The 26,360-nt window shown below is 65.8% G+C and carries 22 protein-coding genes; 6 read left to right on the top strand and 16 right to left on the bottom strand.

The features are described from left to right. Window positions 1-48 precede the first annotated feature (48 nt). The gene (locus tag BFD71_RS08370) at window positions 49-894 is read left to right on the top strand and encodes an aldo/keto reductase (RefSeq protein ID WP_069262776.1); all 846 of its coding nucleotides are present in this window, start codon (window positions 49-51) and stop codon (window positions 892-894) included. Between the two features lie 237 nt (window positions 895-1,131). On the opposite strand, the gene BFD71_RS40365 is transcribed toward BFD71_RS08370, so the two are convergent. The 11 genes from BFD71_RS40365 to BFD71_RS08315 all read right to left on the bottom strand — a co-directional run bounded on the left by BFD71_RS40365 (window position 1,132) and on the right by BFD71_RS08315 (window position 14,517). Further along, the gene (locus BFD71_RS40365; RefSeq protein WP_141710600.1) at window positions 1,132-1,983 is read right to left on the bottom strand and encodes a hypothetical protein; all 852 of its coding nucleotides are present in this window, start codon (window positions 1,981-1,983) and stop codon (window positions 1,132-1,134) included. Window positions 1,984-2,526: 543 nt separating this feature from the next. Beyond that, the gene (locus tag BFD71_RS08360; RefSeq protein ID WP_069262774.1) at window positions 2,527-4,623 is read right to left on the bottom strand and encodes a dipeptide ABC transporter ATP-binding protein; all 2,097 of its coding nucleotides are present in this window, start codon (window positions 4,621-4,623) and stop codon (window positions 2,527-2,529) included. Beyond that, entirely contained in the window at window positions 4,620-5,513 is an 894-nt protein-coding gene (locus BFD71_RS08355; protein WP_069262773.1) for an ABC transporter permease, read from the bottom strand. Before BFD71_RS08355 ends, BFD71_RS08360 begins: the two co-directional genes overlap by 4 nt. Further along, a complete protein-coding gene (locus BFD71_RS08350; protein ID WP_069262772.1) occupies window positions 5,510-6,532 on the bottom strand; it encodes an ABC transporter permease in 1,023 nt (340 codons plus the stop codon). Before BFD71_RS08350 ends, BFD71_RS08355 begins: the two co-directional genes overlap by 4 nt. A 32-nt stretch (window positions 6,533-6,564) precedes the next feature. Next, on the bottom strand, window positions 6,565-8,253 hold the full coding sequence (locus BFD71_RS08345) for an ABC transporter substrate-binding protein (protein WP_069262771.1): 1,689 nt from the start codon (window positions 8,251-8,253) through the stop codon (window positions 6,565-6,567). A gap of 252 nt (window positions 8,254-8,505) precedes the next feature. Further along, window positions 8,506-9,522 (bottom strand): HoxN/HupN/NixA family nickel/cobalt transporter, encoded by a 1,017-nt coding sequence (locus BFD71_RS08340; RefSeq protein WP_069262770.1) that lies wholly within the window; start codon window positions 9,520-9,522, stop codon window positions 8,506-8,508. Window positions 9,523-9,570: 48 nt separating this feature from the next. Next, window positions 9,571-10,077 (bottom strand): cupin domain-containing protein, encoded by a 507-nt coding sequence (locus BFD71_RS08335; RefSeq protein WP_069262769.1) that lies wholly within the window; start codon window positions 10,075-10,077, stop codon window positions 9,571-9,573. A gap of 140 nt (window positions 10,078-10,217) precedes the next feature. Next, a complete protein-coding gene (gene fusA / locus BFD71_RS08330) occupies window positions 10,218-12,326 on the bottom strand; it encodes an elongation factor G (RefSeq protein ID WP_069262957.1) in 2,109 nt (702 codons plus the stop codon). A 312-nt stretch (window positions 12,327-12,638) separates the two neighbouring features. Further along, window positions 12,639-13,157 carry a DUF192 domain-containing protein gene (locus BFD71_RS08325; protein WP_069262768.1) on the bottom strand — a complete coding sequence of 173 codons (519 nt, stop codon included), beginning with the start codon at window positions 13,155-13,157 and terminating at the stop codon, window positions 12,639-12,641. 233 nt (window positions 13,158-13,390) lie between these two features. Next, window positions 13,391-13,591: a hypothetical protein gene (locus BFD71_RS08320; protein ID WP_028213393.1), complete on the bottom strand. Its 201-nt coding sequence runs from the start codon at window positions 13,589-13,591 to the stop codon at window positions 13,391-13,393. A gap of 344 nt (window positions 13,592-13,935) precedes the next feature. Continuing rightward, complete coding sequence (locus BFD71_RS08315; protein WP_069262767.1) at window positions 13,936-14,517, bottom strand: pseudouridine synthase; 582 nt, start codon at window positions 14,515-14,517, stop codon at window positions 13,936-13,938. Between the two features lie 343 nt (window positions 14,518-14,860). On the opposite strand from BFD71_RS08315, the gene icd reads away from it, so the two are divergent. After that, window positions 14,861-16,117 carry an NADP-dependent isocitrate dehydrogenase gene (icd, locus tag BFD71_RS08310; protein WP_069262766.1) on the top strand — a complete coding sequence of 419 codons (1,257 nt, stop codon included), beginning with the start codon at window positions 14,861-14,863 and terminating at the stop codon, window positions 16,115-16,117. 102 nt (window positions 16,118-16,219) lie between these two features. On the opposite strand, the gene BFD71_RS08305 is transcribed toward icd, so the two are convergent. Further along, on the bottom strand, window positions 16,220-16,510 hold the full coding sequence (locus BFD71_RS08305) for a hypothetical protein (RefSeq protein ID WP_141710599.1): 291 nt from the start codon (window positions 16,508-16,510) through the stop codon (window positions 16,220-16,222). 259 nt (window positions 16,511-16,769) lie between these two features. Between BFD71_RS08305 and BFD71_RS08295 the strand changes: the two genes are divergently transcribed. After that, window positions 16,770-18,374 (top strand): multicopper oxidase family protein, encoded by a 1,605-nt coding sequence (locus tag BFD71_RS08295; RefSeq protein ID WP_069262763.1) that lies wholly within the window; start codon window positions 16,770-16,772, stop codon window positions 18,372-18,374. A gap of 79 nt (window positions 18,375-18,453) precedes the next feature. Here the strand turns inward: BFD71_RS08295 and cspD are convergent, their stop codons facing one another. Then, window positions 18,454-18,660: a cold shock domain-containing protein CspD gene (cspD, locus tag BFD71_RS08290; RefSeq protein WP_017776809.1), complete on the bottom strand. Its 207-nt coding sequence runs from the start codon at window positions 18,658-18,660 to the stop codon at window positions 18,454-18,456. A 585-nt stretch (window positions 18,661-19,245) separates the two neighbouring features. Between cspD and clpS the strand changes: the two genes are divergently transcribed. From clpS to BFD71_RS08275, 3 genes are all read left to right on the top strand, one after another. Continuing rightward, window positions 19,246-19,560, top strand: a complete 315-nt coding sequence (gene clpS, locus BFD71_RS08285; protein ID WP_028213389.1) for an ATP-dependent Clp protease adapter ClpS — start codon at window positions 19,246-19,248, stop codon at window positions 19,558-19,560. Continuing rightward, on the top strand, window positions 19,557-21,848 hold the full coding sequence (clpA, locus tag BFD71_RS08280) for an ATP-dependent Clp protease ATP-binding subunit ClpA (protein WP_069262762.1): 2,292 nt from the start codon (window positions 19,557-19,559) through the stop codon (window positions 21,846-21,848). Before clpS ends, clpA begins: the two co-directional genes overlap by 4 nt. Before the next feature lie 221 nt (window positions 21,849-22,069). After that, a complete protein-coding gene (locus BFD71_RS08275; protein WP_069262761.1) occupies window positions 22,070-23,485 on the top strand; it encodes an amino acid permease in 1,416 nt (471 codons plus the stop codon). 58 nt (window positions 23,486-23,543) lie between these two features. Here the strand turns inward: BFD71_RS08275 and dut are convergent, their stop codons facing one another. From dut to coaBC, 3 genes are all read right to left on the bottom strand, one after another. After that, on the bottom strand, window positions 23,544-23,990 hold the full coding sequence (gene dut, locus BFD71_RS08270) for a dUTP diphosphatase (protein WP_028205273.1): 447 nt from the start codon (window positions 23,988-23,990) through the stop codon (window positions 23,544-23,546). Window positions 23,991-24,022: 32 nt separating this feature from the next. After that, entirely contained in the window at window positions 24,023-25,027 is a 1,005-nt protein-coding gene (locus BFD71_RS08265) for an LLM class flavin-dependent oxidoreductase (protein ID WP_069262760.1), read from the bottom strand. Between the two features lie 67 nt (window positions 25,028-25,094). Beyond that, window positions 25,095-26,324, bottom strand: a complete 1,230-nt coding sequence (coaBC, locus tag BFD71_RS08260) for a bifunctional phosphopantothenoylcysteine decarboxylase/phosphopantothenate--cysteine ligase CoaBC (RefSeq protein WP_256094545.1) — start codon at window positions 26,322-26,324, stop codon at window positions 25,095-25,097. Window positions 26,325-26,360 lie beyond the last annotated feature (36 nt).

The following is a 26,360-nucleotide window of genomic DNA, read 5'->3' as shown; positions in this document are numbered from 1 at the left end:
TGGCCGTTCTTTGCCAGTGGGCGCCGTTGCAGCGCGCAAAGGGAGATCATGACGACCGATATCGCAAGCGTCGCATTGCCGGACGGCGAACGCATTCCGAAGCTGGGGCAGGGCACGTGGGAAATGGGCGAGCGCAGCGCGCATCGCGCGGCGGAAATCGCCGCGCTGCGCGAAGGCGTGGCGCTCGGCATGACGCTCATCGACACCGCCGAGATGTACGGCGACGGCGCGACCGAGCGCCTCGTAGGCGAGGCCTTGCAGGGCCTGCGCGACGAGGTGTTTCTGGTGAGCAAGGTGTATCCGCACAACGCGAGCCGCAGCGGCGTCGCGCGCGCGTGCGAGGCGAGCCTGAAACGTCTCGGCACCGACCGGCTCGATCTCTATCTGCTGCACTGGCGCGGCGGGGTGCCGCTCGAAGAGACGGTCGAAGGGTTCGAAGCGCTCGTGCGCGCGGGCAAGATCCGTCACTGGGGCGTGAGCAACTTCGACACCGACGACATGGATGAGCTGTTCGCTACGCCCGGCGGCGACGCGTGCGCGACCAACCAGATTCTCTACAACATCGCAAGGCGCGGCGCGGAATTCGACCTGCTGCCGTGGAGCGCCGCGCATCGCATGCCGGTGATGGCGTATAGCCCCGTCGATCACGCGCGCTTGCCGAGGCGCTCGCCGCTCGACGACATCGCTCACGCACACGGGGTGTCGGTCTATCGCGTGGCGATGGCGTGGGTGCTGGGTCAAAGCGGGGTCTGTGCGATTCCGAAGGCGGGGCGCGTCGAGCACGTGCGCGACAACCGCGCGGCGCTCGATCTCGTGCTCGGCGAGCAAGAGCACGCGGCGCTCGACGCGTATTTCAAGCCGCCGCGCAGCAAGCGTCCGCTCGAGATGCTGTAGGGCGCGAATGGGGTAGGCGTTTGCATGCGCGGTCATACCAGGCATCGGCGTATGGCGAGCAGACAGCCGGTGTGGCCGCCTGGGAACGCCACGCGCATCGCGCATCCGGCGACCGGCCCACGGCGGCGGTGCCCGGCCGGGGGACCGGGACGCCGCCGCCGACGCCAGGACTGGCGCGCCTGGCCGTCGCGCCAGATCGGAGTGGCTGCGGCGGTCTGCCTGCACCGCCGTACAGGTTCAATGACCGCTGCCATGGCCGCCACCGTGTCCGCCGCCGTACCCGCCGCCCGGGCCGCCCGACGGTCCACCTTTGCCGAATCCACCTCCGAAGCCACCGCCGAATCCGCCGAAACCCCCGCCAAAGCCGCCGCCGAATCCGCCTGCTGGGCCGCCCGAAGGGCCGCTAGCCGATCCGCCGTGGCTGCCGCAGCCACAGCCGCCTGAACTGCCGCCGCTGTTGCTACCGCCGCTGCTTCCGCCACCGTTGTTGGCACCGCCGCTGTTGCTGCCACCGCTGTTACTGCCACCGCTGTTGCTACCGCCGTTGCTTCCACCGCCGCCTTTCCCACTGCCGCCTTTCCCGCCGCCGGAGTTGCTGGAACCGCCTCCCGAACCGCTCGGTCCCGTCCCTCCCACGCTAGAGCTGCCGCTGCGGCCAAGCCCTCCCGTACTGGCCGTCGCGGCGCCCGCACCGCCGCCGCTGCCGCCGTTGCTGCCGCTCGATGAACCCGGGCCGCCACGGCCGCCGCCGTTGCCCCGGAAACATGCGCTGCCCGTCCGGCTAATGCAATCGTTCGGCGCGAATACCGTGGAAACGTCGCTCGCCAGCGCAGCCGAATCGGACTCCGAATCAGTTTTCGACGAAATGCTGGCAGCAGGCGAATCGGCAGCAACCGGTGCGCCGAAAGCCCCGAAGCCCTCGGCCCCGCTCGCCGGCAAAGGTGCGTCGGCGAGCAGGATCACGGGATTGATGGCATCGCCTGCAGCGTGCGCAGAGATCACGGCAAATAAAACCCCCGCGCCCACCGCGCACATGCCAGCTCCCCGGCTTATCCAATCGCAGTACTGATGAATGTGGATCTTTTTCATCTTGTTCTCCCCGCAAGGCGGCAGCGTGATGCGCTGTCGTCTCCCATGCCCCCGTGCAGGCCGCACGCCTCGTGCGCGTGCGCCGACTCCGTCAGGCTCGCAACCCGCTTCGCGCCGGCGTATTGGGTTCGATCCGGCTGGAGCGGTACTCGCCAAACAAAAGGCACCCGGTCAGGCCGTGCGCAGGATGACCGGTTTGCGCAGGACTGCTTGTGGATTGTCGGGACCCATTGGCGTGGGACGGCAGATTACAAGCGCGTCGAGCGACCGGTCATTCGTCCGCCCGGTGCGACGCCCCGCGCGTGTCGGGGCGGATTGCACTGGATTGCAGCGGCCGGATGCCTGGTGGCGATATAGCCAGTTTTGTGCCATCGGCCGGGGAGAGGCGTGTGGGGTGGACTTGACAATTGATGTGTCGCCCGCGTGGCGGAAAAAACGCGGAAAACGTTACGGCGATGAAACGCGCGCGCTGAATGGCGCGAATCGCGTTGCGAAAGCGGACAGCGCAACGAAGCCGGATGCGATATGCGCACTATCGCGCCGTCAGGTCGCCGCTTGTGTGGCCGCGGTGGCGCTCTGTTGCGCGCGCAATTCGTCTACGGGAATGTGGCAGAGAATGCGATGGCCGCCGCCCGCGTCGGCGAGCGGTGGAGGCGCTTCGTCGCAAATGGCGCCGAGCTTGCGCGGGCAGTGCGCGCTGAAAATGCAGCCGCGCCCCGCGGCGTTCGCGCCGTTGGCCGTTGCCGCACCGAGCGCGCGCGCAGCCAGCAGCGTTTCTGTATACGGATGCCACGGGCCGTCGAAGACTGCGCCGGCCGGGCCGCTTTCCACGACACGGCCCGCATAGAGCACGACGATGCGATCGGCGAGATAGCGCACGACATCCAGGTCGTGCGAAATGAACAGGTAGCTCACGCCGCGTTCGCGCTGCAGGCGTGCGAGCAGGTTGAGAATCGCGGCCTGCACGGAGACGTCGAGCGCCGAGGTGGGCTCGTCGCAGATCACGATGCGCGGCTCGCCCGCGAACGCCTGGGCAATCGCCACACGCTGCTTGAGCCCGCCCGAGAGTTGCCGCGCGCGTGCCACGAGATAGCGTGCCGGTACGCGTACGGCCTCGAGCAGTCCCGCGATGCGCGATTCGTCTGAGGCCTGGTGAACTGCCGCCGTGTCGTCGCGCGGCCGGGACAGCGCGCGCTCGATCAGCCGTTTCACGGGCAGCGCGCGATTGAGCGAGGCGTCCGGATGCTGGAACACGACGCGCAGCGCCGCGCGCTCGTCGGCGCGACGCCGCGCGACGTGGGCGTGCAGGCGCTTGCCGTCGAGTTCGACGGCGCCGCCCGCGTCGGGCGCATGCAGGCCGAGCAGCATGCGCGCGAGCGTCGTCTTGCCGCTGCCCGATTCGCCCACGACGCCGAGCGTCTCGCCCGCATGCAGCTCGATCGATACGCCGTCGAGTGCGCGCACGGCTTGCGCGCCGTGTCCGAAGGTGCGCGAGACGTCGAGCGCGCGCAATACGACGCGCGGTTCGTCTTCGCCATTCGACGGACCACCGCTCGAAGTCTGCGAACCGTCGCCGCCTCCGATCAGATTCCCGAACGGCAAGTCGATCGCGCGTTCGTGATAGTGGCAGCGCGACATCTGTTCGCCGTGCGGCGAGGCCATGCGATGCGGCGGCGGCGCTTCCACGCGGCAACGCGCGTCGGCGAGGCGACAGCGCGGTGCGTAGATGCAGCCGGGCGAGTTCACGCCAGGCGCCGGCAACTCGCCCGGTATCGTGTCGAGCGCGCCCGCATGCTTGTTGCGGCCCTGCGCCGGCAGGCAGCGCAGCAGGCCGACCGTGTACGGATGCCGCGCGCGCTCGAACACGTCGCGCGTGGCGCCTTCCTCGACGAGCCGCCCCGCGTAGAGCACGCCCACGCGTTCGCACATGCGCCCGATCACCGCGAGGTCGTGGCTGATGAGCAGCACCGCCATGCCCAGTTCCGCACGCAGCTTCGCGATGAGGTCGAGCACCTCGGCCTCGACGGTGGCGTCGAGGCCCGTGGTCGGTTCGTCGAGAATCAGGAGCGTGGGGTTCGACGCGAGCGCCATCGCGATCACCACGCGCTGCTGCATGCCGCCCGAGAGCTGATGCGGATAGCTCGCCAGCACGCGGCCCGGATCGGCAATGCGCACACGTTCGAGCATCGCGTGCGAGCGCGAGCGGGCCACGCTCGCGTCGGCGCCCGTGGCTTCGAACGCTTCGTTCAGCTGGCGGGCAATCGTGAGCGTGGGATTGAGTGCGCTGGCGGGGTCCTGATAGACCATCGAAACGGCGTTGGCGCGCAGCGCGCGCAGGCCGTCGGCGTCGAGCGCGAGCACGTCGTCGCCCGCGATCGCGATGCGCCCGGCCTTCACGCGGCCGTTGCGCGGGAGATAGCGCAGCGCGGCGAGCGCGACCGTCGACTTGCCGCAGCCCGATTCGCCGACGAGCCCATACGCTTCGCCGCGCCGGATGCGCAGCGAGACGTCGGTGAGCACGTCGCGGTCGCGCCCGCGCACGCGGTAAGCGACGGTGAGGCCGACGAGCGCGAGCGCGTCGTCGTCGCGCGGCGCACTGAAGGTGGCGAGAGCGGGGCGTGAAGAAGCGGGGCGGTTCACGATTGGAGCACCTCGCGCAGGCTGTCGGCGATCAGGTTCACGGCCACCACGAGCGAGGCGATGGCGAGCGCGTCGAACGCCACGGTCCACCATGCGCCGCCCGCGAGCAGCGTGTACGACTCGGCGAGCGCGAGCCCCCAGTCGGCGGACGGCGGCTGGATGCCGAAGCCGAGGAACGAGAGCGTCGCCACCGCGAAGATCGCATAGCCGAGGCGTACCGTCGCCTCGACGACGATGGGCGGCCAGACGTTGGGCAGAATCTCCGTGAACATCACGGCGAACGCGCTCGCGCCGCGCAGGCGAGCCGCCGCCACGTAGTCGAGATGGCGCTCGGCGAGCACCGCCGCGCGCACCGTGCGCGCGATGAGCGGCGCAAACGTGATGCCGATCACGAGCACCACGGCGAGATTCGAGGCGCCCACGGCCGCGAGCACGAGCAGCGCGACGATCACGAGCGGCAGCGCGAGCACGGCATCGAGCGTGCGCGCGACGAGCGTGCCGACTGCGCCTTCGAAATAGCCCGTGATCAGCCCGAGCGCCGCGCCCGCGAGCGTGCCGACGAGCGTGGCGAGCGGCGCGATCGTGAGGATGTCGCGCGCGCCCACGATCACGCGCGAGCAGATCTCGCGGCCGAGCTGGTCGGTGCCGCACCAGTGCGTATGGTCCGGCGGCAGGAGCGAGCTGAGCGGATCGGACGCGTAGGCGTCGTGCGGCGCGAACCACGGGCCCGCGAGTGCGCAGACGATCCACCATAAGAGGATCAGCGCACCCGCGACGAACGAGGGCGAGCGCAGCAGCAGATGCAGCGTGTCGCGCAGACGCGTGTCGGCGAGCGCTTCTTCGCCCGGTTCGCCGCCCGGGAGAATTGCTTCGGATGCCGTATCGTTCATGTGCCTCCCGGCGCGCGCAGGCGCGGGTCGAGCAATGCGTGCAGGGCGTCGGCGGCGAGATTGGCGAGTGTATAGACCGCGCCCACCGCAAGCACGCCCGCTTCGAGCAACGGGAAGTCCTTGGCCTTCGCGGCGTTGAAGATGAGGGAGCCTACGCCAGGATAGCGGAACAGCGATTCGACCACAACGAGCCCGCCAATCAGATAGCCGAGCTGCGTGGCCGCCACCGTCACGCTGGGCAGCAGCGCATTGCGCAGCACGTGCCGCACGATCACGACGTGGCTCGGCAGCCCCTTGAGAATCGCGGTGCGCGTGTAGTCGGCATCGAGCGCCGTGATCGTGCCCGCACGCGCGATGCGTGCGAGATAGCCGAAGAACACGAGCACGAGCGGCAGCACGGGCAGCACGAGGTGCCGCAATTGTTCGAGCGCGCCCGCGCCGCTGGGCGCGGTGGCCTCGATAGGCAGCCAGCGCAGCCACACGCCGAAGATGAGGATCAGCACGATCGACGAGACGAATTCCGGCACTGCGCTCGCGCACAGGCCGCCCGTGCTGATCGCGCGGTCGATCAGGCGGCCTTCGTGGAGCGCCGCCCATACGCCGCCCGCAATGCCGAGCGGCACCACCACGACGAATGCGAGCAGGCCGAGCCTGGCCGACTGCAGGAGCGCGTCCCCCACGAACGGCGCGACGGGCTGCTTGTAGCTCCACGACATGCCGAAGTCGCCGCGCAGCGCATGCGTGATCCACGAAACGTACTGGTCGAGCACCGGCCGGTCCGCGCCCAGTTCGTGATTGAGGGCGGCCACGGCGCGCGCGTCGGCGAGCGGGCCCAGCACCGCGCGGCCGATATCGCCGGGCAGCAGCTGGCCGCCCGCGAACACGAGTACCGAGAGCAGCCAGAGCGTGAAGATCGCCCAGGCGGCGCGCCGGCCGAGAAAGCGCGCGACGCCGGCGCGTGGGGCGAATGCGCGCGCGGTGCCGGCCGGATTCGATATGGGCGGGAGCGGAGTAGCCATCGGACCTCCGTTTCGGGTGCGCTTGGGCCGGTTCAGGCGGCGAGCGTCGCGCGGTCGAAATAGAGCTGGGCGAGCGCCGTGAAGCGCACACCCGAAAGCACGGCGCGCTGTGCGATCAACTGGTCGTAGAAGTACGGGATGATCACGGGCGTCTCGTCGAGCAGCAGCGTCTGAATCTGCCTCGCCACCTGCTTCTGGGCCGCTACGTCGAGCGTCGCCGCGAACTGCGCGACCAGCTTGTCGTACTGCGCATTGCGAAAGTGCGCAGCATTCCACGTGCCGCCCGAGGTGAGTGGCGCGTTGAGAAACACGTTCGGCACGCCGCGGTGCCCATAGTCGGTAATGCCGAGCGGCGAGTCGAGCCAGTCCGATTTGCCGAACGTGCCCGCGCCGTAGTACTGCGACTGGCTTTCCACCTTGAGCGCGATGCGGATGCCGACCGCCTTCGCCGCGTTCTGCACGACCACGGCGAGGTCCGGTATCTCCATGTACTTCTCGGTGGTGAGCGTCACGTCGAAGCCGTTGGGCACGCCCGCCTGCGCGAGCAACTGGCGTGCCTTCGCGACGTCGATCTTGCGCTGGGGCACGTCGGTCGCCGTGGACGGGAAGATGGGCGCGAACGGGCTGTCGTTGCCCACCACGGCGCGGCCCTTGAACAGCCCGCGCACGAGCACGTCGCGATCGAGCGCAAGCGCAAGCGCCTGGCGTACGCGCTTGTCCTTGAACGTGGGCGAGTCGTTGCGCATGTGGATCTGGCGATGCGCGCTCGAGCGCACGCCGATCACCTTGAAGTCGGGATTGTTCAGGATGCCGATGCCGCCCTGCACGGTGAAGGTGCCCATCACGTCGGCCTGGTGGCCTTGCAGCGCGAGCAACTGCGCCTGCTCGTCGGCGTAGAAGGCGAACTCCACGCGCGCGGGCAGCGCCTTGTCGCCCCAATAGTCGGGATTGCGCACGAAGCTCACGCCGCGCCGCGCTTCGAATTTGTCGAGCTTGAACGGCCCGGTGCCGATAAAGCTCTTTTCGTAATTGCCCGCATAGTTGGCGGGCAGCATCACGGCGTTGTAGTTGTCCGAAGAAACGTAGTAGGCGAAGTTGCCGTTGGGCGCGTCGAGATGGAACTCGACCGTGTGATCGTCGACGGCCTTCGTGCCGCCTTTCGAGAGCACGCCCTTGAGCACCGAGAGCGCCGCCGAGCCGCTTGCGGGGTCGGCGAGGCGATCGAAGGTCGCCACCACGTCCTTCGCGCCGAACGGCTGGCCGTCGTGGAATTTCACGTTGGGGCGCAGCTTGAACGTCCAGACGTCTGCTTTGGCGTTGGCTTGCCAGGAGAGCGCGAGGGCGGGTTGCAGATGGCCTTGCGCGTCGTCGTTGGCGAGGAATTCGCCGGTCTGGTTCAGGAGGCACAGCGCGCCCGCATCGGTCACGGTGAGCGGATCGACCGCGCCCGCGGGCATCAGGTGCGCCACGCGGATGGTCTGCTCGCCGGGCTTTGCCGCGCCCTGGGCATGCGCGCCGCGCGGCACGGCGAGTCCCGCAAACCCGGGCAGTGCCGTGAGGCCTACTGCGCTGGCATAGCGCAGCAGCTCGCGGCGCGTGAGGCGGCCGGCAGCGAATTCGTCGAGTGCGTGGTTGCCGTGGTCGCCGGCCTCGGGGCGCAGCGCTTCGAGGCGGGACGGGTCGGACACGTCATGCGGACGGCGGGACTGCGGTCGTTTCATCGGTGCGGGTTTCCGTGCGTTTTCCGTTCAGGGGACGCGCGAGGCCCGAGGGCTTGCGCGACGGCGGCATGCGGTACGGCAGACGACGAATGGGTGCAGCAAGGTGAAACGATTGACGGGGCTATCGGGCGCACCAGGCGCGCAATAGCAGCGCCTAGTTTACGCGCTTTCGGCAAACGAGGCGAAGGGTAGGGTTTCGCGGGGTTGCGCGCGCGTGGCGCGCCGTGCAGTCGTCAGAGGGGCGCGAGTGTCCTAGCGGGCCACGGCGGGCCGGCGCCAGCGATGGAACAGCACCGAGCCGATCCAGCAGGCGATGAATGCCGCGACGATGCCGTAGCCCAGTTCGCCGAAGCGCTCGTTCAGACCTGCGATGAGCGTCCACGCGCCGCCGCTCGCGCCGAGCTTGTCGGCGATGAGCCCGAGGGCTTCCACGCCGCCGATCACGATCGCCACGAGCGCCGAGACGAACGTGATGCTCGCGTTGTAGTAGAGCTTGCGCCTGGGATCGTCCATCGCCCAGCCGTAGGCGTGGACCATCAGCACGTTGTCGGTGGAATCGACGAGCGTCATGCCCGCCGTGAAGAGCGCGGGGAACACGAGAATCGAATAGATCGGCAGGCCCTTGCCCGCTTCGGCGGCGGCGATGGCGAGCAGGCCGATTTCGGTGGCCGTGTCGAAGCCGAGGCCGAACAGCACGCCCACGGGGTACAGATGCCAGCTTTTCGTGACGAGCGCAAAGAGCGGCCTGAGCGCGCGCGAGAAGAGGCCGGCTGGCGCGGGTGTATTCGAGGCGGCGGCGAGCGCTGCGTCGTCGCCTTGCTGCGCGCGGCGGTAACGCATCCACACGTCGCGCAGGATCACGAGGTTCACACCCGCGAGTACGAGCAGGAACGTCGACGAAACGAGCGTGCCGATGATCGAGCCGATCTCGTGGAACTGCTCGAAGCGGCCATGCAGCGAGAGCGCCGTGAGCGCGATGCCGAGCGTGGCGACGATCACGACCGTCGAATGGCCGAGCGAGAACGCGAGTCCCACGCCGAGCGGGCGCTGGCCCTGCTGCATGAGCTTGCGCGTGACGGCGTCGATGGCGGCGATGTGGTCGGCGTCCACCGCGTGACGCAGGCCGAAGCCGTAGGCGAGCAGCGCCGTGCCGAGCAGCAGCGGATAGTGGCGAAACGCGATCAGCGCCCACGCCCACGCGCCGAGGTTGGCGGCGATGAGCGCGGCATAGAGCGGAATCAGGCGGGCGCGGAGCGAGGCGGCGGGCATCGTCAGTGGATCATTGCGTCGTGGTAGGCGGAACGGGCTGCCGCGCGCTCAATGGTCGTGCGGATGACGGTGGATGGGATCGACCCAGTACACGGTTTCCGGCGCTTCGACGGCGTCGATGTTCAGGTTCACCACCACGGCCTCGTTGTCGCTGCGCACGAGCACGCATTCGAGCGGATCGTCGGTGCTGGCGTTGATCTCCTGGTGCGGGACGTAGGGCGGCACGAAGATGAAGTCGCCCGGGCCCGCCTCGGCCGTGAACTCCAGATGCTCGCCCCAGCGCATGCGCGCGTGACCGCGCACGACGTAGATCACGCTTTCCAGCGCGCCATGATGATGCGCGCCGGTCTTCGCGTTCGGATGGATCGTCACCGTGCCCGCCCAGATCTTCTGCGCGCCCACGCGCGCCGCATTGATCGCGGCCGCGCGGTTCATGCCGGGCGTTTGCGCCGTGTTCGTGTCGAGCTGGTCGCCGCGTATCACCTTGACGCCGTTTTCGCGCCAGTCGATCGGTGCGTCGTCGCGAGGATGCTCATGATCGTGTTCGTGACTCATCGTCGTGTCTCCTTGACTGTGGCGGCGCAGCGTCATCGCCGCATTGTGGCATGGTCAAAATTGCGCCGCGCGCAAGCAAAAAAGCCCGTCCGCAGGGGACGGGCTTTCGTGTGCACAGCAACGCCTGCACGTCGCCGACTTTACGTCTTCTTCGCGTTGATGACCGCTTCGGCCACGTTCTGCGGGGTTTCTGCGTAGTGCTTGAACTCCATCGTGTAGGTGGCGCGGCCTTGCGTGAGCGAGCGCAGCGACGTGGAGTAGCCGAACATCTCCGAGAGCGGCACTTCGGCGCGCACGATCTTGCCGCCGCCGCCCGCGATGTCCTCCATGCCCTGCACGATGCCGCGACGGCTCGACAGGTCGCCCATCACGTTGCCCATGAAGTCCTCGGGCGTCTCCACTTCCACGGCCATCATCGGTTCGAGCAGGATCGGCTTGGCCCTGCGCATCGCTTCCTTGAAGGCCATCGAACCGGCCATACGGAAGGCGTTTTCGTTCGAGTCCACGTCGTGGTACGAGCCGAACGTGAGCGTGACCTTCGTGTCGACCACCGGGTAGCCCGCGAGCACGCCTGCCTTGAGCGTTTCCTGAATGCCCTTGTCGACCGCCGGGATGAACTCGCGCGGAATCACGCCGCCCTTAATGGCGTCGACGAATTCGTAGCCCTTGCCCGGCGTCTGCGGTTCGAGCGTGATGACGGCGTGACCATACTGGCCGCGCCCGCCCGACTGCTTGACGAACTTGCCTTCCACATCTTCGACCTTGTTCTTCACGGTCTCGCGATACGCGACCTGCGGCTTGCCGACGGTCGCCTCCACGCCGAACTCGCGCTTCATGCGGTCGACGAGAATTTCGAGGTGCAGCTCGCCCATGCCCGAGATGATGGTCTGGCCGGACTCTTCGTCGGTCTGCACGCGGAACGACGGGTCTTCCTGCGCGAGGCGATTGAGCGCGATGCCCATCTTCTCCTGATCGGCCTTGGTCTTCGGCTCGACGGCCTGCGAGATCACCGGCTCGGGGAAGATCATCCGTTCGAGCACGATGGCATGCGCCGGATCGCAGAGCGTGTCGCCCGTCGTCGCTTCCTTCAGGCCCACGGCCGCGGCGATGTCGCCCGCCCGCACCTCCTTGATTTCCTTGCGTTCGTTCGCGTGCATCTGCAGGATGCGGCCCAGGCGCTCCTTCTTGTCCTTGGTCGCGTTGAGCACCGTATCGCCCGAATTCACCACGCCCGAATAGACGCGGAAGAAGATCAGCTGGCCGACGAACGGGTCGGTCATGATCTTGAAGGCGAGTGCGGAGAACGGCTCGTCATCGCTCGGGTGGCGCTCGATCTCCTTGTCGTGGAGGTCGTGGCCGAGAATCGCGGGCACGTCCACCGGCGAGGGCAGATAGTCGATCACAGCGTCGAGCATGGCCTGCACGCCCTTGTTCTTGAACGCGCTGCCACAGAGCATCGGCACGATCTCGTTGGCGATCGTGCGCTTGCGCAGGCCGCCCTTGATTTCCTCTTCGGTCAGGCTTTCGTGATCGTGAAGGTACTTTTCGAGCAGCGTTTCGTCGGCTTCGGCGGCGGCTTCGACCATCTTCTCGCGCCACTCGTGCGCGAGCTCGACGAGATTCGCGGGAATGTCCTCGTACTCGAACTTCACACCCTGGCTCTCGTCGTCCCAGACGATCGCCTTCATCTTCACGAGATCGACCACGCCCTGGAAGTGATCTTCCGCGCCCACCGGAATCTGGATAGGCACGGCCACGCCCTTCAGGCGCTCGCCGATCTGCCGCTGCACGCGGAAGAAGTCCGCGCCCACGCGGTCCATCTTGTTGACGAACGCGATGCGCGGTACCTTGTACTTGTTCGCCTGACGCCACACGGTTTCCGACTGCGGCTGCACGCCGCCCACGGAGTCGTACACCATGCACGCGCCGTCGAGCACGCGCATGGAGCGCTCGACCTCGATCGTGAAGTCCACGTGCCCCGGGGTGTCGATGATGTTGATGCGGTGTTCGGGGTAATTGCCGGCCATGCCCTTCCAGAACGCAGTGGTCGCGGCCGAGGTGATCGTGATGCCGCGTTCCTGTTCCTGCTCCATCCAGTCCATGGTCGCCGCGCCGTCGTGAACCTCGCCGAGCTTGTGATTCACGCCGGTGTAGAAAAGGATGCGCTCGGTCGTCGTGGTTTTGCCGGCGTCGATGTGAGCGCTGATCCCGATGTTGCGATAGCGCTCGATGGGGGTCTTGCGAGGCACGGTGATCTCCTTGGAATGACGCGCCATGGAAGCTGCCGGGCGGCACGCGGCGCGGCCAGCGCGCGGCCCGATGCGCCGCATGAGCGCGCCCTGGTGGCACGCGTCATGCGGGGGATTTATAGGATAGCGCTTGCGCGCCGGTTTTGCAGGGCGTATGCCGCGGCGCGGGAAGCGGCGACAGCGCTGTACAGCGGCGCCAGTCGGTGCGCCGGCGGGCAGGCGGGCGCAAAAAAAGCCGGCGCCGCGTACGTGCGGGGCCGGCTTGCGCTTTTCGCGCAGCGCGCGAATGGCGCGCGCTGGGACAACGCGCGCTTACTGCAGCGGCGGCAGTCCCTGAATCTTCATGCCGGGCTTGATGCCCTTCGCCGTGAACCAGCCCTTCGGCATTTCGAGCGCGAAGACGCCGTTGTTGCGCGGGCAGTGGTTGTTGGTCGTTTCGGCCTGCATCTCGTCGATGTCGGTGATCGTACCGTCGGCGCGAATGAACGCGATCGACAGCGGGATCAGCGTGTTCTTCATCCAGAAGCAGTGCACGGCGTTTTCGCCGAACACGAACAGCATGCCTTCATTGGGCCCGAGCTGCGAACGGTACATGAGGCCTTGTTCACGGTCCGCGTCGTTGGCGGCGACCGCTGCGTCGATCACGAACATGCCTGCCGTGAGCTTCACGCGCGGAAATTCGCCCGGCTGCCTGGCGCCCGGCGGCATCTGCTGCGCCTGCGCGATGCTCGACGTGGCTGTCGCGGTGAACATGAGCGCCGCGACAGCGGCCAATGGCAATGCGACGACAAGCGCGCAGCGCACGAAGAACGAGCGCAGGGAAAATCGCACGAGAGACTCCTTGCTGTAGGTTAATCCGCGCATGTTACGCGACCAGGTCAGAGCGGGTCAAAATGCGCGGCGCGGTTCACGTCATCGACGTGATACGGCGAGCGTGCGTGACGAAAAAATGGCTAAAAAAACAGGCAGCCAAACAAAAAGGCAGAACGCCTTGCAGCGCTCTGCCTTTCGTCGCGCTGAAGAACGGCAACGCGTGCCGCTTCTTCATGCGTCTTACAACAAGCTTACTCCGAAGCTGCCGAAGCGGCTTCAGCCTTCGCTGCCTTCTTGTGCGACGACTTCTTGTGGGCCTTCTTGTGCGACGACTTGTGAGCAGCCGAAGCAGCAGCAGCCGGAGCAGCCGAAGCAGCTTCCGGAGCCGAAGCTTGTGCGAATGCAGCCGATGCGAAGAGACCAGCGACCAGAGCAGCGATCAGTTTGTTCATGTTGTGAATCCTCAAGCTTGAGTTAATTAACCAAGTGACCCGGTTTTTGGAGTCAGGTCGGTAAACGTGCCATCCACCTTTCGGTTGACAGTCGCTTTCGACAAATTCGCGTGAATTTGATTTTTGCGTCTGCCAGCGGTCGGGACCGCACATTGCTGCGAGGACCCTGAAGGCTAAATGCCGGATAGCTTCTGGCGGCATCTGCGTCGAATAACGCATGGTCTCGCGAGACGGTTGACGCAATCTTTTCATTTGCTTCGTAACGAGACGCAACAGAAAGGCGCGGGACGTGCCGCGTAATTCGAAAAAAAATGATCAGCACGCGAAAAGTGCTTGCACAACAATCACTTGTGTTTGTGAGGGGTGTTTTGCCAGGGTGCATTGGTGGGCACGTCGATGCTTTCGCCGGGAGCGAGGCCAAGCGAAAAAATATCGAGCGCGCCGATCGCGACGCGTACTAGCCGCAACGTTGGATAGCCCACTGCCGCGGTCATGCGTCGCACCTGCCGGTTCTTGCCTTCGCTGATCGCAATCTCGACCCACGTGCTGGGTATCGACGCGCGATAGCGAATCGGCGGACTACGCGGCCAGAGATTGTCGGGCTCAACAATGATTCTTGTTCGACACGGCTGTGTCACGAAGTCACCGAGATCGACGCCGCGTTCGAGTGCGGCAAGCGCACCCGCATCGGGTTCGCCTTCCACTTGTGCCCAATAGCGCTTCACGAGCTTGCGTTTCGGTTCGGCAATGCGCGCTTGCAAGGCGCCGTCGTCGGTGAGCAGCAGGAGACCTTCGCTATCGGAGTCGAGCCGGCCCGCGGGATAGACGCCCGGTACCTTCACCCAGTCTGCGAGAGACTGACGTGTTTCGTGCGGCGAAAACTGACAGATGGTGCCGAACGGTTTATTGAGGGCGATTAAACGCATGACAGGGCGACGTGGACGAATAGATGACGGGCTGGCGCCGAGATCTTAATGCATATTACGTTAAGCGGTTTGCTATGTCTTATATAAGATATAAGACACGAGCGGAACCGATCACCCATCGGGGCGCAAGCGGCTTGCCTTGCGCCGGCGTTCGTGTGAAGGGCGCGCCACGCATGCGCGAGGCGTGGGCTAGAATAGCCGCCAGATCCTCACGCCGACGGGCTGTTCGCGCCACCAAGGCAAGCCGCCCGCTCTCGCCGGGCGAACAGGCTTCGCCGCCGCCGCGAGCCGCCGAGCGCGCGTCACACCCGCTACAACAGCCTTGCCCTTACTGGAGTCGATCATGCCGTATCAGCACATCGTGGTTCCGACCGGCGGTGAAAAGATCACCGTCAATCCGGACTTCTCGCTCAACGTCTCGGACCAGCCGATCATCCCGTACATCGAAGGCGATGGCACGGGCGTGGACATTACGCCGGTCATGCTGAAGGTGGTCGATGCGGCAGTCGAAAAGGCCTATGGCGGCAAGCGCAAGATTCACTGGATGGAAATCTACGCGGGCGAGAAGGCGACCCGCGTCTACGGTCCCGACGTGTGGCTGCCCGAAGAAACGCTCGACGTCGTGAAGGAATACGTGGTGTCGATCAAGGGGCCGCTCACGACGCCGGTGGGGGGTGGCATCCGCTCGCTCAACGTCGCGCTGCGCCAGCAGCTCGATCTGTACGTGTGCCTGCGTCCCGTGCAGTACTTCAAGGGCGTGCCCTCGCCGGTGCGCGCGCCGGAGAAGGTCAACATGGTCATCTTCCGCGAGAACTCGGAGGACATCTATGCGGGCATCGAATGGCCCGCGGAGTCCGAAGGCGCGAAGAAGCTCATCAAGTTCCTGCGCGAAGAGATGGGCGTGGCGAAGATCCGCTTCCCGGACAGTTCCGGCGTCGGCGTCAAGCCGGTGTCGCGCGAGGGCACGGAGCGTCTCGTGCGCAAGGCGATCCAGTATGCGATCGACAACGAGCGCCGCTCGGTCACGCTCGTGCACAAGGGCAACATCATGAAGTACACCGAAGGCGCGTTCCGCGACTACGGCTATGCGCTCGCGCAGAAGGAGTTCGCAGCGGAACTGATAGACGGCGGCCCGTGGATGAAGATCAAGAATCCGAAGACGGGCGGCGACATCGTGGTCAAGGACGTGATCGCCGATGCTTTCCTGCAGCAGATCCTGCTGCGCCCGGCCGAATACGACGTGATCGCCACGCTGAACCTGAACGGCGACTACATTTCCGACGCACTGGCGGCCCAGGTGGGCGGCATCGGTATCGCCCCGGGTGCGAATCTTTCGGACTCCGTGGCGATGTTCGAGGCGACGCACGGCACGGCCCCCAAGTATGCGGGCAAGGACTATGTGAATCCGGGTTCCGAAATTCTCTCGGCGGAAATGATGCTGCGTCATCTCGGCTGGTTCGAAGCGGCCAACCTCATCATTGCTTCGATGGAGAAGTCGATTCTGCAAAAGCGCGTGACCTATGACTTCGCGCGTTTGATGGAAGGGGCGACGCAGGTGTCGTGCTCGGGCTTCGGGCAGGTGATGATCGAGAATATGTAGGCGCAAGACGGTTCATCGCTGTCCCAGCAGAAAAAACCGGCAGACCGAAAGTTCTGCCGGTTTTTTATCCGGCTCGCCGCAAAATCGTCACGGATGGACGGGCTAGCCGACTTCGATCAGTCCGTGCGCTATCATGGCATTGGTCAATCGAGTCACTCCGCGGTTTCGTTCATCGTGCCAGTCGTCTATCGCTTCCTTCTCGTCTGCCTGCTCGCGCTGCTTTCCGTGCGCGGCGCGATGGCGTGCGAGCACACGCAGCACGATGCAATGGCGGCGCACGTCGCACTCACGCCGCACGTCGTCGCGGATCGTTGCGCCGGGACGAGCAACCGTCGTCACGGCTCGCATTCCAGTTGTGGCGCGAGTTGCTGTGTCGCGGGCTGCTGCGCGCATTGCAGCGTGCCTTCTGCCGTGACTGCATTCGACGCGCAAACCGGCGCCCGTTCCACGCTTGTCGTGCTTCCCGCGGCCTTGCGTGCCGGCATTACGCACGCGCCTCCTTTGCCTCCTCCCATCGCCTGAGCCGGGCCGCTCGCTCCGGGCGGCGTACTGCGCTCGCGCTTTTTCGCGAGCGAAACGACTCCCGCGCGCCAGGCGTGCGTGTTATCGCGCGTCGCGTGCCAGGCATGAACGAGGTATGAGGATTTCATCGATGAAACGAAGAGCATTTCTATCCGGCGCATTGAGCGCCGCCACCGCGACCCTGTTCGCGCGCCGCGCATTCGCACAAGATGCGGGCGATGCGATGCACGCCATGCACGGCATGACGGACATGCCGTCGATGTCGGGCGGCATGATGCACGCGCAAGTCCCGCTTGCGCCTGCCGATGCGTTGCCCGCCGGCGCGCCGCTTGCCGCGCTGCGCACGCTCGCCAATCAGAGCCGGGAGCCGGGCCTGTTTCGCGCGACGCTCGTTGCGCAGCCCGCGGCGCGTGCGCTCCTGCCCGGACAGCCGCAAACGGTCTTCTGGCAATACGACGCGCTCGCAGCGGCCGAAAACGACGGCCCGGTCATCGGCCCGATGATCGACGTACGCGAAGGCGACACTGTCGAAATCACGTTCGTGAACCGGCTGCCGCAGCCTTCGACGATTCATTGGCATGGCTTGCCCGTGCCGCCCGATCAGGACGGCAATCCCTCGAAACCGGTCGCGCCGGGTGAGCAGCACGTTTATCGCTTCACGCTGCCGCAGGGGAGCGCGGGCACCTACTGGTATCACCCGCATCCGCACATGCTGAGTTCGGAGCAGGTGTTCCGGGGACTGGCGGGCCCCTTCGTCGTGCGCGCCGCCGATGATCCACTCGCGTCGTGGCCGGAGCGGCATCTGTTCGTGTCCGACCTGAAGCTCGCGGCAGACGGCGCGATTGCCGCGAACGGCATGATGGACTGGATGAACGGCCGCGAAGGTCAGTACGTGCTCGTCAACGGCGCTCGTCAGCCGCATATCGAGGTCGTGCGCGACGAGCGCTGGCGCGTCTGGAATGGCTGCAACGCGCGCTATCTGCAACTCGCCTTCGACGACGGTCGCGCCTTCACGCAGGTGGGCACCGACGGCGGGCTGCTGGGCGCGCCGCGCGAGGGCGTCACCTCGCTGTTGCTCGCGCCGGGCGAGCGCGCGGAGCTGATCGTGCGCGCGGGGCAGGGCGCCTCGCGTGCGTCGCTGATTGCCGCGCAGTACGACCGCCACAAGATGGCGATGACGCACGGCAGCTTGCCCGCGGGGCCATCGCTGATCCTCGCGAGCGTTGGCTTCGCACCGGCGAGCGCGACGCAATCGGCACTGCCGTTGCGCCTGCGCGAGATCGCGCCGCTCGTTTCGTCAGGTCTTCTAACGGTCCCGAAAAAGAGCGTGGTGTTCAGCGAAGCGATGGACATGAAAGCGATGCACGCACCGGGTGCCTCAGCGCAGCCCATGCCGCGCGGCATGCGATTCATGGTGAACGGGGCGGTATTCGATCCGGCGCGCGTGACGCTGGCGAGCCGGCGCGGGGAAGTCGAGCACTGGACGATAGCAAACGGCACGGACATGGATCATCCGTTTCATCTGCACGGTACGCAATTTCAGGTGCTGGCGCGCGAGCGTGGCGGTGTACGCAATGAGGAGGAACTGCTGGCATGGCGCGACACCGTGAACGTGCGGCGCGGCGAAACGGTGCACATCGCGACCGTCCAGCATGAGGCGGGCGATCGCATGTTTCACTGCCACATCCTCGAGCACGAGGATCTCGGCATGATGGGTACGTTGCGGGTGAGCTAGCACGCGAACGTTAAAAAACCATGACACCAAAAAGAAACCCGGCCGAAGCCGGGTTTCCAAGGTACGGGTACCGAACAGATCAGGCTGCTGCCTGAATGTTCGATGCCTGTTTACCCTTCGGGCCTTGCACGACCTCGAAGCTCACTTTCTGCCCTTCTTTGAGGGTCTTGAAGCCATTCATTTGAATAGCCGAAAAGTGAGCGAACAGGTCCTCACCGCCTTCATCCGGCGTAATGAACCCGAAACCCTTCGCGTCGTTGAACCACTTGACCGTACCGGTTGCCATACCAACTTCCCCTGTAACTCATGTCACTACCACGAGCAGTTCGAAAAGCTAAACGATCGCGGTGCGATCGCCCCCTCCTCACAAGCTCACCAACGGCATTTTTTCGAATTTAAGGCGGTTGAAAAAAGTGCCAGCTTGATTGTTGAGGGTCTTTAATCTGCTGTCAAGAATATTTTGAGACGGTCCTTGACACGTTGTAAAGAGCGCATTTCCAGGGTTTTTCCTGCTTTTCGCCGACGCTGAGCACCGGTGCATAAAGCAGGTGCAGGACAGCGTCTTGAAAAATCGCGCAGGTGACGCATATGCGATGCACCGCACCATGTAATCTGACACTGAGCGTGCGGGCGCCTACAGTCGCTTCCCACGGCAACGGCAAGGTTGTGCGATACTCGATTCAACGGTGGCGTGAAAGCTGCTGAGAGCAGGATTGTGTACCGGCCCCGCAGCCGGTCCAAGGGATCGGAGCCGGGCCAGGGCGCATGAATTGCTTGCAGCGGGTCGCAGGTCGGGAGCGCCGGGTTCACCGGCCGGCCGGTCAGGTTACGGCAGGATTGCGGGCCTGTCCGAGTTGTTTAGAATGGGTGTATGGCGATTATCCCGGACAAGCAGGATTCAACCGTACTGGAGCGGCAGGAGCAAAAGGTCAAACCGCCCTCCATGTACAAGGTCGTGCTAATGAATGACGACTACACGCCGATGGAATTCGTCGTGATGGTCGTGCAGGAATATTTCAATAAGGACCGCGAGACCGCAACGCAGATCATGTTGAAGGTCCATCGCGAGGGCAGGGGTGTTTGTGGGGTCTATACGCGGGACATCGCGTCGACCAAGGTTGAGCAAGTCGTTACCCACGCACGGCAGGCCGGGCATCCGCTGCAGTGTGTGATGGAGGAAGCATGATTGCCCAGGAACTGGAAGTCAGCCTGCACATGGCGTTCATGGAAGCACGTCAGGCACGGCACGAGTTCATAACGGTCGAGCATTTGCTGCTGGCGCTGTTGGACAACCCAACAGCGGCGGAAGTGCTGCGCGCGTGTGCCGCCAATATCGAAGACCTGCGACAGAACCTGCGCAACTTCATTCACGACAACACCCCTACGGTTCCCGGCACGGATGACGTCGATACGCAGCCGACGCTCGGGTTCCAGCGCGTGATCCAGCGCGCGATCATGCACGTTCAGTCCACTTCCAACGGCAAGAAGGAAGTGACGGGCGCGAACGTGCTGGTCGCCATCTTCGGCGAGAAGGACTCGCACGCGGTGTATTACCTGCAGCAGCAGGGCGTCACGCGTCTGGATGTCGTGAATTTCATTTCGCACGGTATCGCGAAGACGGGCAGCGGCGAAGCCGCCAAGGCCAGCGACGCGAATGCCGAAGCCGAAGACGCCGCCGGCCAGAAGGAAACCCCGCTCGCCCAGTTCACGCAGAACCTGAACCAGATGGCGAAGGACGGCCGGATCGATCCGCTCATCGGTCGCGAACTGGAAGTGGAGCGCGTGGTGCAGGTGCTGTGCCGCCGCCGCAAGAACAATCCGCTGCTCGTGGGCGAGGCCGGTGTCGGCAAGACCGCGATCGCGGAAGGGCTCGCCTGGCGCATTACGCGCGGCGAAGTGCCGGACATTCTCGCGGATGCCCAGGTCTACTCGCTCGACATGGGCGCGCTGCTGGCGGGCACGAAATATCGCGGCGACTTCGAGCAACGCCTCAAAACGGTGCTGAAAGAACTGAAAGAGCGTCCGCACGCCATTCTGTTCATCGACGAAATTCATACGCTGATCGGCGCGGGCGCCGCGTCGGGCGGCACGCTGGATGCGTCGAACCTGCTCAAGCCGGCGCTCTCGTCGGGCACGCTCAAGTGCATCGGCGCGACGACGTTCACGGAATACCGCGGCATCTTCGAGAAGGACGCGGCGCTGTCGCGGCGCTTCCAGAAGGTCGACGTGGTCGAGCCGACCGTCGAGCAAACCGTGGCGATCCTGCGCGGACTGAAGTCGCGTTTCGAAGAGCATCACGGCGTGAAGTATTCGTCGGGCGCGCTGAACGCGGCGGCTGAACTGTCGGCGCGCTTCATCACCGACCGTCATTTGCCCGACAAGGCAATCGACGTGATCGACGAAGCGGGCGCGGCCCAGCGCATCCTGCCGAAGTCGAAGCAGAAGAAGACCATCGGCAAGAGCGAGATCGAGGAAATCATCTCGAAGATCGCGCGCGTGCCGGCGCAAAGCGTGTCGCAGGACGATCGCAGCAAGCTGCAAACGCTCGACCGCGATCTCAAGGCCGTGGTGTTCGGCCAGGACCCGGCCATCGACGCGCTCTCGGCTTCGATCAAGATGGCGCGCGCGGGTCTCGGCAAGACGGACAAGCCGATCGGCTCGTTCCTGTTCTCGGGCCCGACCGGCGTCGGCAAGACCGAAGTGGCGCGTCAGCTCGCGTTCACGCTCGGCATCGAGCTGATCCGCTTCGACATGTCGGAGTACATGGAGCGCCATGCGGTGAGCCGTCTGATCGGCGCGCCGCCGGGCTATGTCGGGTTCGACCAGGGCGGTCTGCTCACCGAAGCCGTCACGAAGAAGCCGCACTGCGTGCTGCTGCTCGACGAAATCGAGAAGGCGCACCCGGACATCTTCAACGTGCTGCTGCAGGTGATGGACCACGGCACGCTGACCGACAACAACGGCCGCAAGGCGGACTTCCGCAACGTCATCATCATCATGACGACGAACGCGGGCGCCGAGGCGATGAACAAGTCGACGATCGGCTTCACGACCCGGCGCGAGCAGGGCGACGAACTGGCCGATATCAAGCGCCTGTTCACGCCCGAGTTCCGCAACCGGCTCGATCAGACGATCAGCTTCCGTGCGCTCGATGAGGAAATCATCATGCGCGTGGTCGACAAGTTCCTCATGCAACTGGAAGACCAGCTGCACGAGAAGAAGGTCGACGCGGTCTTCACCGACGCGCTGCGCAAGCATCTGGCCAAGCACGGCTTCGACCCGCTCATGGGCGCGCGGCCGATGCAGCGCCTGATCCAGGACACGATCCGCCGTGCGCTCGCCGACGAACTGCTGTTCGGCAAGCTCATGAACGGCGGCCGCGTGACCGTGGACGTCGATGCGGAAGACAAGGTCCAGCTCACGTTCGACGAGCAGCCGGCGCCGCGCAATCCGGAAGCGGTGGAAGTGGAGTAAGCGGCAGCGCTACGGCGCAAACAGCCTTCAGGCAAGACGGCGCAGTCCGAAAGGACTGCGCCGTTTTTCTTTGGCGCCGGCGGGTAGAGGCGTTGCGCCGTGACGCACAGGCGCGCCCGCCGTTTGCCGGCAATCAGCCGGTAAAATGCACGTTTGTCCGCCGTCGGCGTTTTTTGATGCGCGGCGCTGAGTAGCGTCTCGCGCGTAGCAGGGGTGTAACAGTGGTACCACGTAAATCGGGCGCGTTCGAAGCCATCGTCGAGCGCGAACAGGGGCTGCGTCAGGGCTTGTCCGCCGGGCAGATGACAATGATCGCCATCGGCGGCGCAGTCGGCACCGGACTCTTTCTCGGCAGTGGCTTCGCGATCTCTTTTGCCGGTCCGGGCGTGCTGATTTCCTACGCGATCGGCGCGCTGATCGCCTTGCTATTGATGGGCGCGCTCGCCGAGATGACCGTCGCGCATCCCGTATCGGGCTCGTTCGGCGCGTATGCCGAGCACTACATCGGGCCGCTCGCCGGCTTCGTCGTGCGCTATGCGTACTGGTCGGCGTACGTGCTGGCGGTGGGCACCGAGGTCGCCGCAATCGCCGTCTACATGAAATTCTGGTTTCCCCACGTGCCGGGGCTCTACTGGATCGTCGGATTTTCAGCAGCGCTGATCGTTGTGAACGCAATGAGTGTGCGCGCGTACGGAACGATCGAATATCTGTTTTCGAGCCTCAAGATCGCGGCCATCGTTGCGTTCATCGTGCTGGGCGCATGGTTCGTATGGCGCGCGCCAGCCGGCTCCGGCGTGGGCTTCGCGAACTACACGTCGCACGGCGGCTTGCTGCCGCGAGGCTGGTGGGGCGTGTGGGTGGGGACGATCGTCTCGCTCTTCAGCTACCTGGGCGTAGAGACGATCGCCGTGGCGGCTGCCGAGGCGCAGGACCCGCAGCGCGCCGTCACGCGCGCGTTTCGCGCAACCGTGCTGCGCCTCGTGCTGTTCTACCTGCTCACGCTCGCGCTCATGCTCGCCATCGTGCCGTGGACCCAGGCGGGCGGCAACGAGAGCCCGTTCGTGAAGGTCATGGCCGCAACAGGCGTGCCTTACGCGGCGGGTGCGATCAACTTCGTCGTGCTCGTGGCGGCGCTCTCGGCCATGAACAGCCAGCTCTACATCACCACGCGCATGATGTTCAGCCTCTCGCGCGCGGGCTATGCGTCCGCGGCGTTCGGGCGTCTCACGCGCCACGGCGTGCCGACGGCGGCGCTTTCGCTGTCCACCATCGGCATTGCGGTGGCGGCCGTGCTCAACGCGCTCTGGCCGCAGGCCGCGTTCACGCTGATGATGTCGATCGCCATGTTCGGCGCGATGTTCACGTGGTTCATGATCTTCGTCACGCAGATCTTTTTCCGCGTGCGACAGGCGCGCGAAGGCGGCGCGCCGCTTGCGTTCCGCATGTGGGGCTTCCCGTTCACGAGCGTACTGGGCGCGCTGCTGATGCTCGGCATTCTCGCCGGCACGGCCTTTACGCGCGAATTTCGCATGACGCTGGCCTACGGCCTCGCGTTTCTCGCGGTGCTCGTGGTGGTGTATGCGCTCTGGTATCGTCGGCGTCCCGGCGCGGCGCAGCGAACCGAAGCTTCCGTCTGAACGCAAAAAAAAAAGCACGCCGAGGCGTGCTTTTTTGTTGCCGGCGCACCCGCCTGGGTCAGTGCTTGCCCGTGCTGCCGAAACCGCCCGCGCCGCGCTCGCTCGCCTCGAAGTCGTCGACGATGTTGAACTGCGCCTGCACGACCGGCACGATCACGAGCTGCGCGAGGCGCTCGAGCGGGTTGAGCGTGAAGGTGGTGTGGCCGCGGTTCCAGGTCGAAATCATCAGTTCGCCCTGGTAGTCCGAGTCGATCAGGCCGACCAGATTGCCGAGCACGATGCCGTGCTTGTGGCCGAGGCCCGAGCGCGGCAGGATCAGCGCCGCGTAGCCGGGATCGGCCACGTGGATGGCGAGGCCCGTCGGCACGAGCTTCGTTTCGCCCGGTTCGAGCGTGATCGGCGCGTCGAGGCACGCGCGCAGGTCGAGGCCGGCGCTGCCCGGCGTGGCGTAGTGGGGCAGCTGGTCGCGCATGCGCTCGTTCAGGATCTTGATGTCGATTTTCATGAAGTCAGGATGAGGGGGCGGTGGTGGATCGCTCAGGCGCGAGGTAGCTGGAAGGCCTCGGCGAGCAGTTCATAAGAGCGCAGACGAGCCTTATAGCTGCCCGCAACGGTCAGCACGATCAGTTCGTCGGCGCGAAAGTTGTCCTTGATCGCAAGAAGGCGCTCCGTGACGCTCTCGGGCGTACCGATGACGCTGCGCGGCTTCTCCCGGTCGATCACGATCTGTTCGCGCTCGCCGTACTCCTGCGCGCGCCCCTGCTCGAGGCTCGGGATCGGCGCGTTCAGTCCGTAGGCCATCTGCACGCGCCGCAGATCGACGGCCTTTTCGAGGTCGGCGGCTTCCGCTTCGGTGTCGGCGCAGATCGCGAACACGGCGCACGCGAGATACGGCTTCGCTTCGTGGCCCGGCTTGAAGCGGTCGAGATAGGCCTCGGCCACGAGATGCCCGAAGTGCGCGTTGATGAAGTGCGCGAACGAGAAGCGCAGCCCGAGCTGCGCGGCGAGGTTGCCGCCGAAATCGCTCGAGCCGAGCACCCAGAGCTGCGGGCGCGTCTGGATCTGCGGCTGCAGCACGACGCCGCTCGCGAGATGATCGGCGGGGAGCGTGCCGTCCATCAGGCCGACGAGATCCTGCACTTGCTGCGCGAACTGGTCGCCGCGGTTGTACGTGCCCGCGGCCACGGCCTGCGCCGTGCGCATGTCGCCGCCCGGCGCGCGTCCGACACCGAGATCGACTCGTCCGCGAAAGAGCGCTTCGAGCATCATGAACTGCTCGGCGACCTTGAAGGGGCTGTAATAGGGCAGCATGATGCCGCCCGAGCCGATCCGGATGCGCTTCGTGACGCTGCCGAGGCGCGCGAGCATGACTTCTGGGCAGGGGTTGCACACGCCCAGCAGGCCATGATGCTCGGCGCACCAGTAGCGCGTGTAGCCGAGGTCGTCGGCGAGCTGTGCAAGCTCGATGGTGGCGGCGATGGCGTCCGCCGCACTGTGCCCGGCGATGACGGGCGACTGGTCGAGTACGGAAAGCAGTGTCATGGCAGTACTGCTCCTTGCCTGGGTTCGCGGCGCCGCACGCCGGCACGCGGGTGCGTCGGCGCGCGCGTCACGAGATGATGCTCGGGTCCGGCAGACGCCGCGCGATTTCGGCGACGAGCGTCTGCGCGAGCGCCTGCTTGGCCGCGCGCGGCAGCGGCTTGCGGCCACCCGCCTCGAACAGCACGACTTCATTGTCGTCCCGACCGAAGGTGAGCGGGCCGAGATTGCCGATCAACAGCGGCACCTTCTTGCGCGCGCGCTTTTCTTCGCCATGCACGTCGAGGTCGCCGCTTTCGGCGGCGAAGCCCACGCAGTACGGCGGATTCGGCAAGGCCGCGACCGAGGCGAGGATGTCCGGGTTCTCGACGAAGGTGAACGTCGGCATGCGGTGCTCGGCCGTCTTCTTGATCTTGTGTTCGGCGACGTGATCGACGCGCCAGTCGGCCACGGCCGCCACGCCGATGAAGACATCGGCGTCGGTCGCGGCGCGCATGACCGCGTCGTACATCTGCTGGGCGGTCTGCACGTCTTCGCGATACACGCCCCACGGCGTTTCCAGCGCGACCGGGCCGGCGACGAGATGCACCTCGGCGCCCGCCTGCTGTGCGGCGCGCGCGAGCGCGAAGCCCATCTTGCCGCTCGAGCGGTTGGTGATGCCGCGCACGGGATCGAGCGACTCGAAGGTCGGGCCGGCGGTGATCAGGAGCTTGCGGCCCGCGAGCACCTTCGGCGCGAAGAACGAGACGATCGCCTCGTACACGGCCTCGGGTTCGAGCATGCGCCCGTCGCCGATCTCGCCGCACGCCTGCGGACCGGAATCGGGGCCGAGCGTTTCGATGCCGTCCGCGCGCAGTTGCGCGACGTTGCGCTGCGTGGCCGGGTTTTGCCACATCTGCCGGTTCATCGCGGGCACGACCAGCAATGGACAGTCGCGCGCCACGCACAGCGTGGAGAGCAGGTCGTCGGCGAAACCGTGGGCGAGTTTGGCGAGGAAGTCGGTCGAGGCCGGCGCGATGACGATGGCGTCCGCTTCGCGCGAGAGGTCGATGTGCGCCATGTTGTTGGGCACGCGGCCGTCCCACTGGCTCGTGTAGACGGGGCGGCCCGAGAGCGCCTGCATGGTGACCGGCGTGATGAACTGCGTGGCGGCCTCGGTCATCACGATCTGCACGGTCGCGCCGGCCTTGGTCAGCAGGCGCGTGAGCTCGGCGATCTTGTAGCAGGCGATGCCGCCCGTCATGCCGAGCACGAGGTGGCGGCCGGCCAGTTCGCCTGGGTTTGCAGCGGACGTGTTCAAGTCACAGCTCCTATGTCGACCAGAGTTGGCGCTTTA

Origin of the sequence: Paraburkholderia nodosa (assembly GCF_001718195.1) — a bacterium.
In the GTDB taxonomy this organism is placed as follows: domain Bacteria; phylum Pseudomonadota; class Gammaproteobacteria; order Burkholderiales; family Burkholderiaceae; genus Paraburkholderia; species Paraburkholderia nodosa_A.
The sequence above is the reverse complement of the archived record's forward strand: the minus strand, read 5'-3'. Positions and strand labels throughout refer to the sequence as shown.

Bases quoted from the DNA above. Each gene is read 5' to 3' on its own strand.
- BFD71_RS40365 (WP_141710600.1), bottom strand. From the start codon at position 1,983: ATGAAAAAGATCCACATTCATCAGTACTGCGATTGGATAAGCCGGGGA.
- BFD71_RS08295 (WP_069262763.1), top strand. From the start codon at position 16,770: ATGAAACGAAGAGCATTTCTATCCGGCGCATTGAGCGCCGCCACCGCG.
- clpA (WP_069262762.1), top strand. From the start codon at position 19,557: ATGATTGCCCAGGAACTGGAAGTCAGCCTGCACATGGCGTTCATGGAA.
- icd (WP_069262766.1), top strand. From the start codon at position 14,861: ATGCCGTATCAGCACATCGTGGTTCCGACCGGCGGTGAAAAGATCACC.
- BFD71_RS08340 (WP_069262770.1), bottom strand. From the start codon at position 9,522: ATGCCCGCCGCCTCGCTCCGCGCCCGCCTGATTCCGCTCTATGCCGCG.
- cspD (WP_017776809.1), bottom strand. From the start codon at position 18,660: ATGGCAACCGGTACGGTCAAGTGGTTCAACGACGCGAAGGGTTTCGGG.
- BFD71_RS08335 (WP_069262769.1), bottom strand. From the start codon at position 10,077: ATGAGTCACGAACACGATCATGAGCATCCTCGCGACGACGCACCGATC.
- BFD71_RS08320 (WP_028213393.1), bottom strand. From the start codon at position 13,591: ATGAACAAACTGATCGCTGCTCTGGTCGCTGGTCTCTTCGCATCGGCT.
- BFD71_RS08345 (WP_069262771.1), bottom strand. From the start codon at position 8,253: ATGAAACGACCGCAGTCCCGCCGTCCGCATGACGTGTCCGACCCGTCC.
- BFD71_RS08265 (WP_069262760.1), bottom strand. From the start codon at position 25,027: ATGACACTGCTTTCCGTACTCGACCAGTCGCCCGTCATCGCCGGGCAC.
- BFD71_RS08350 (WP_069262772.1), bottom strand. From the start codon at position 6,532: ATGGCTACTCCGCTCCCGCCCATATCGAATCCGGCCGGCACCGCGCGC.
- BFD71_RS08315 (WP_069262767.1), bottom strand. From the start codon at position 14,517: ATGCGTTTAATCGCCCTCAATAAACCGTTCGGCACCATCTGTCAGTTT.
- BFD71_RS08370 (WP_069262776.1), top strand. From the start codon at position 49: ATGACGACCGATATCGCAAGCGTCGCATTGCCGGACGGCGAACGCATT.
- BFD71_RS08305 (WP_141710599.1), bottom strand. From the start codon at position 16,510: ATGCGCGCAGCAGCCCGCGACACAGCAACTCGCGCCACAACTGGAATG.
- clpS (WP_028213389.1), top strand. From the start codon at position 19,246: ATGGCGATTATCCCGGACAAGCAGGATTCAACCGTACTGGAGCGGCAG.
- dut (WP_028205273.1), bottom strand. From the start codon at position 23,990: ATGAAAATCGACATCAAGATCCTGAACGAGCGCATGCGCGACCAGCTG.
- BFD71_RS08355 (WP_069262773.1), bottom strand. From the start codon at position 5,513: ATGAACGATACGGCATCCGAAGCAATTCTCCCGGGCGGCGAACCGGGC.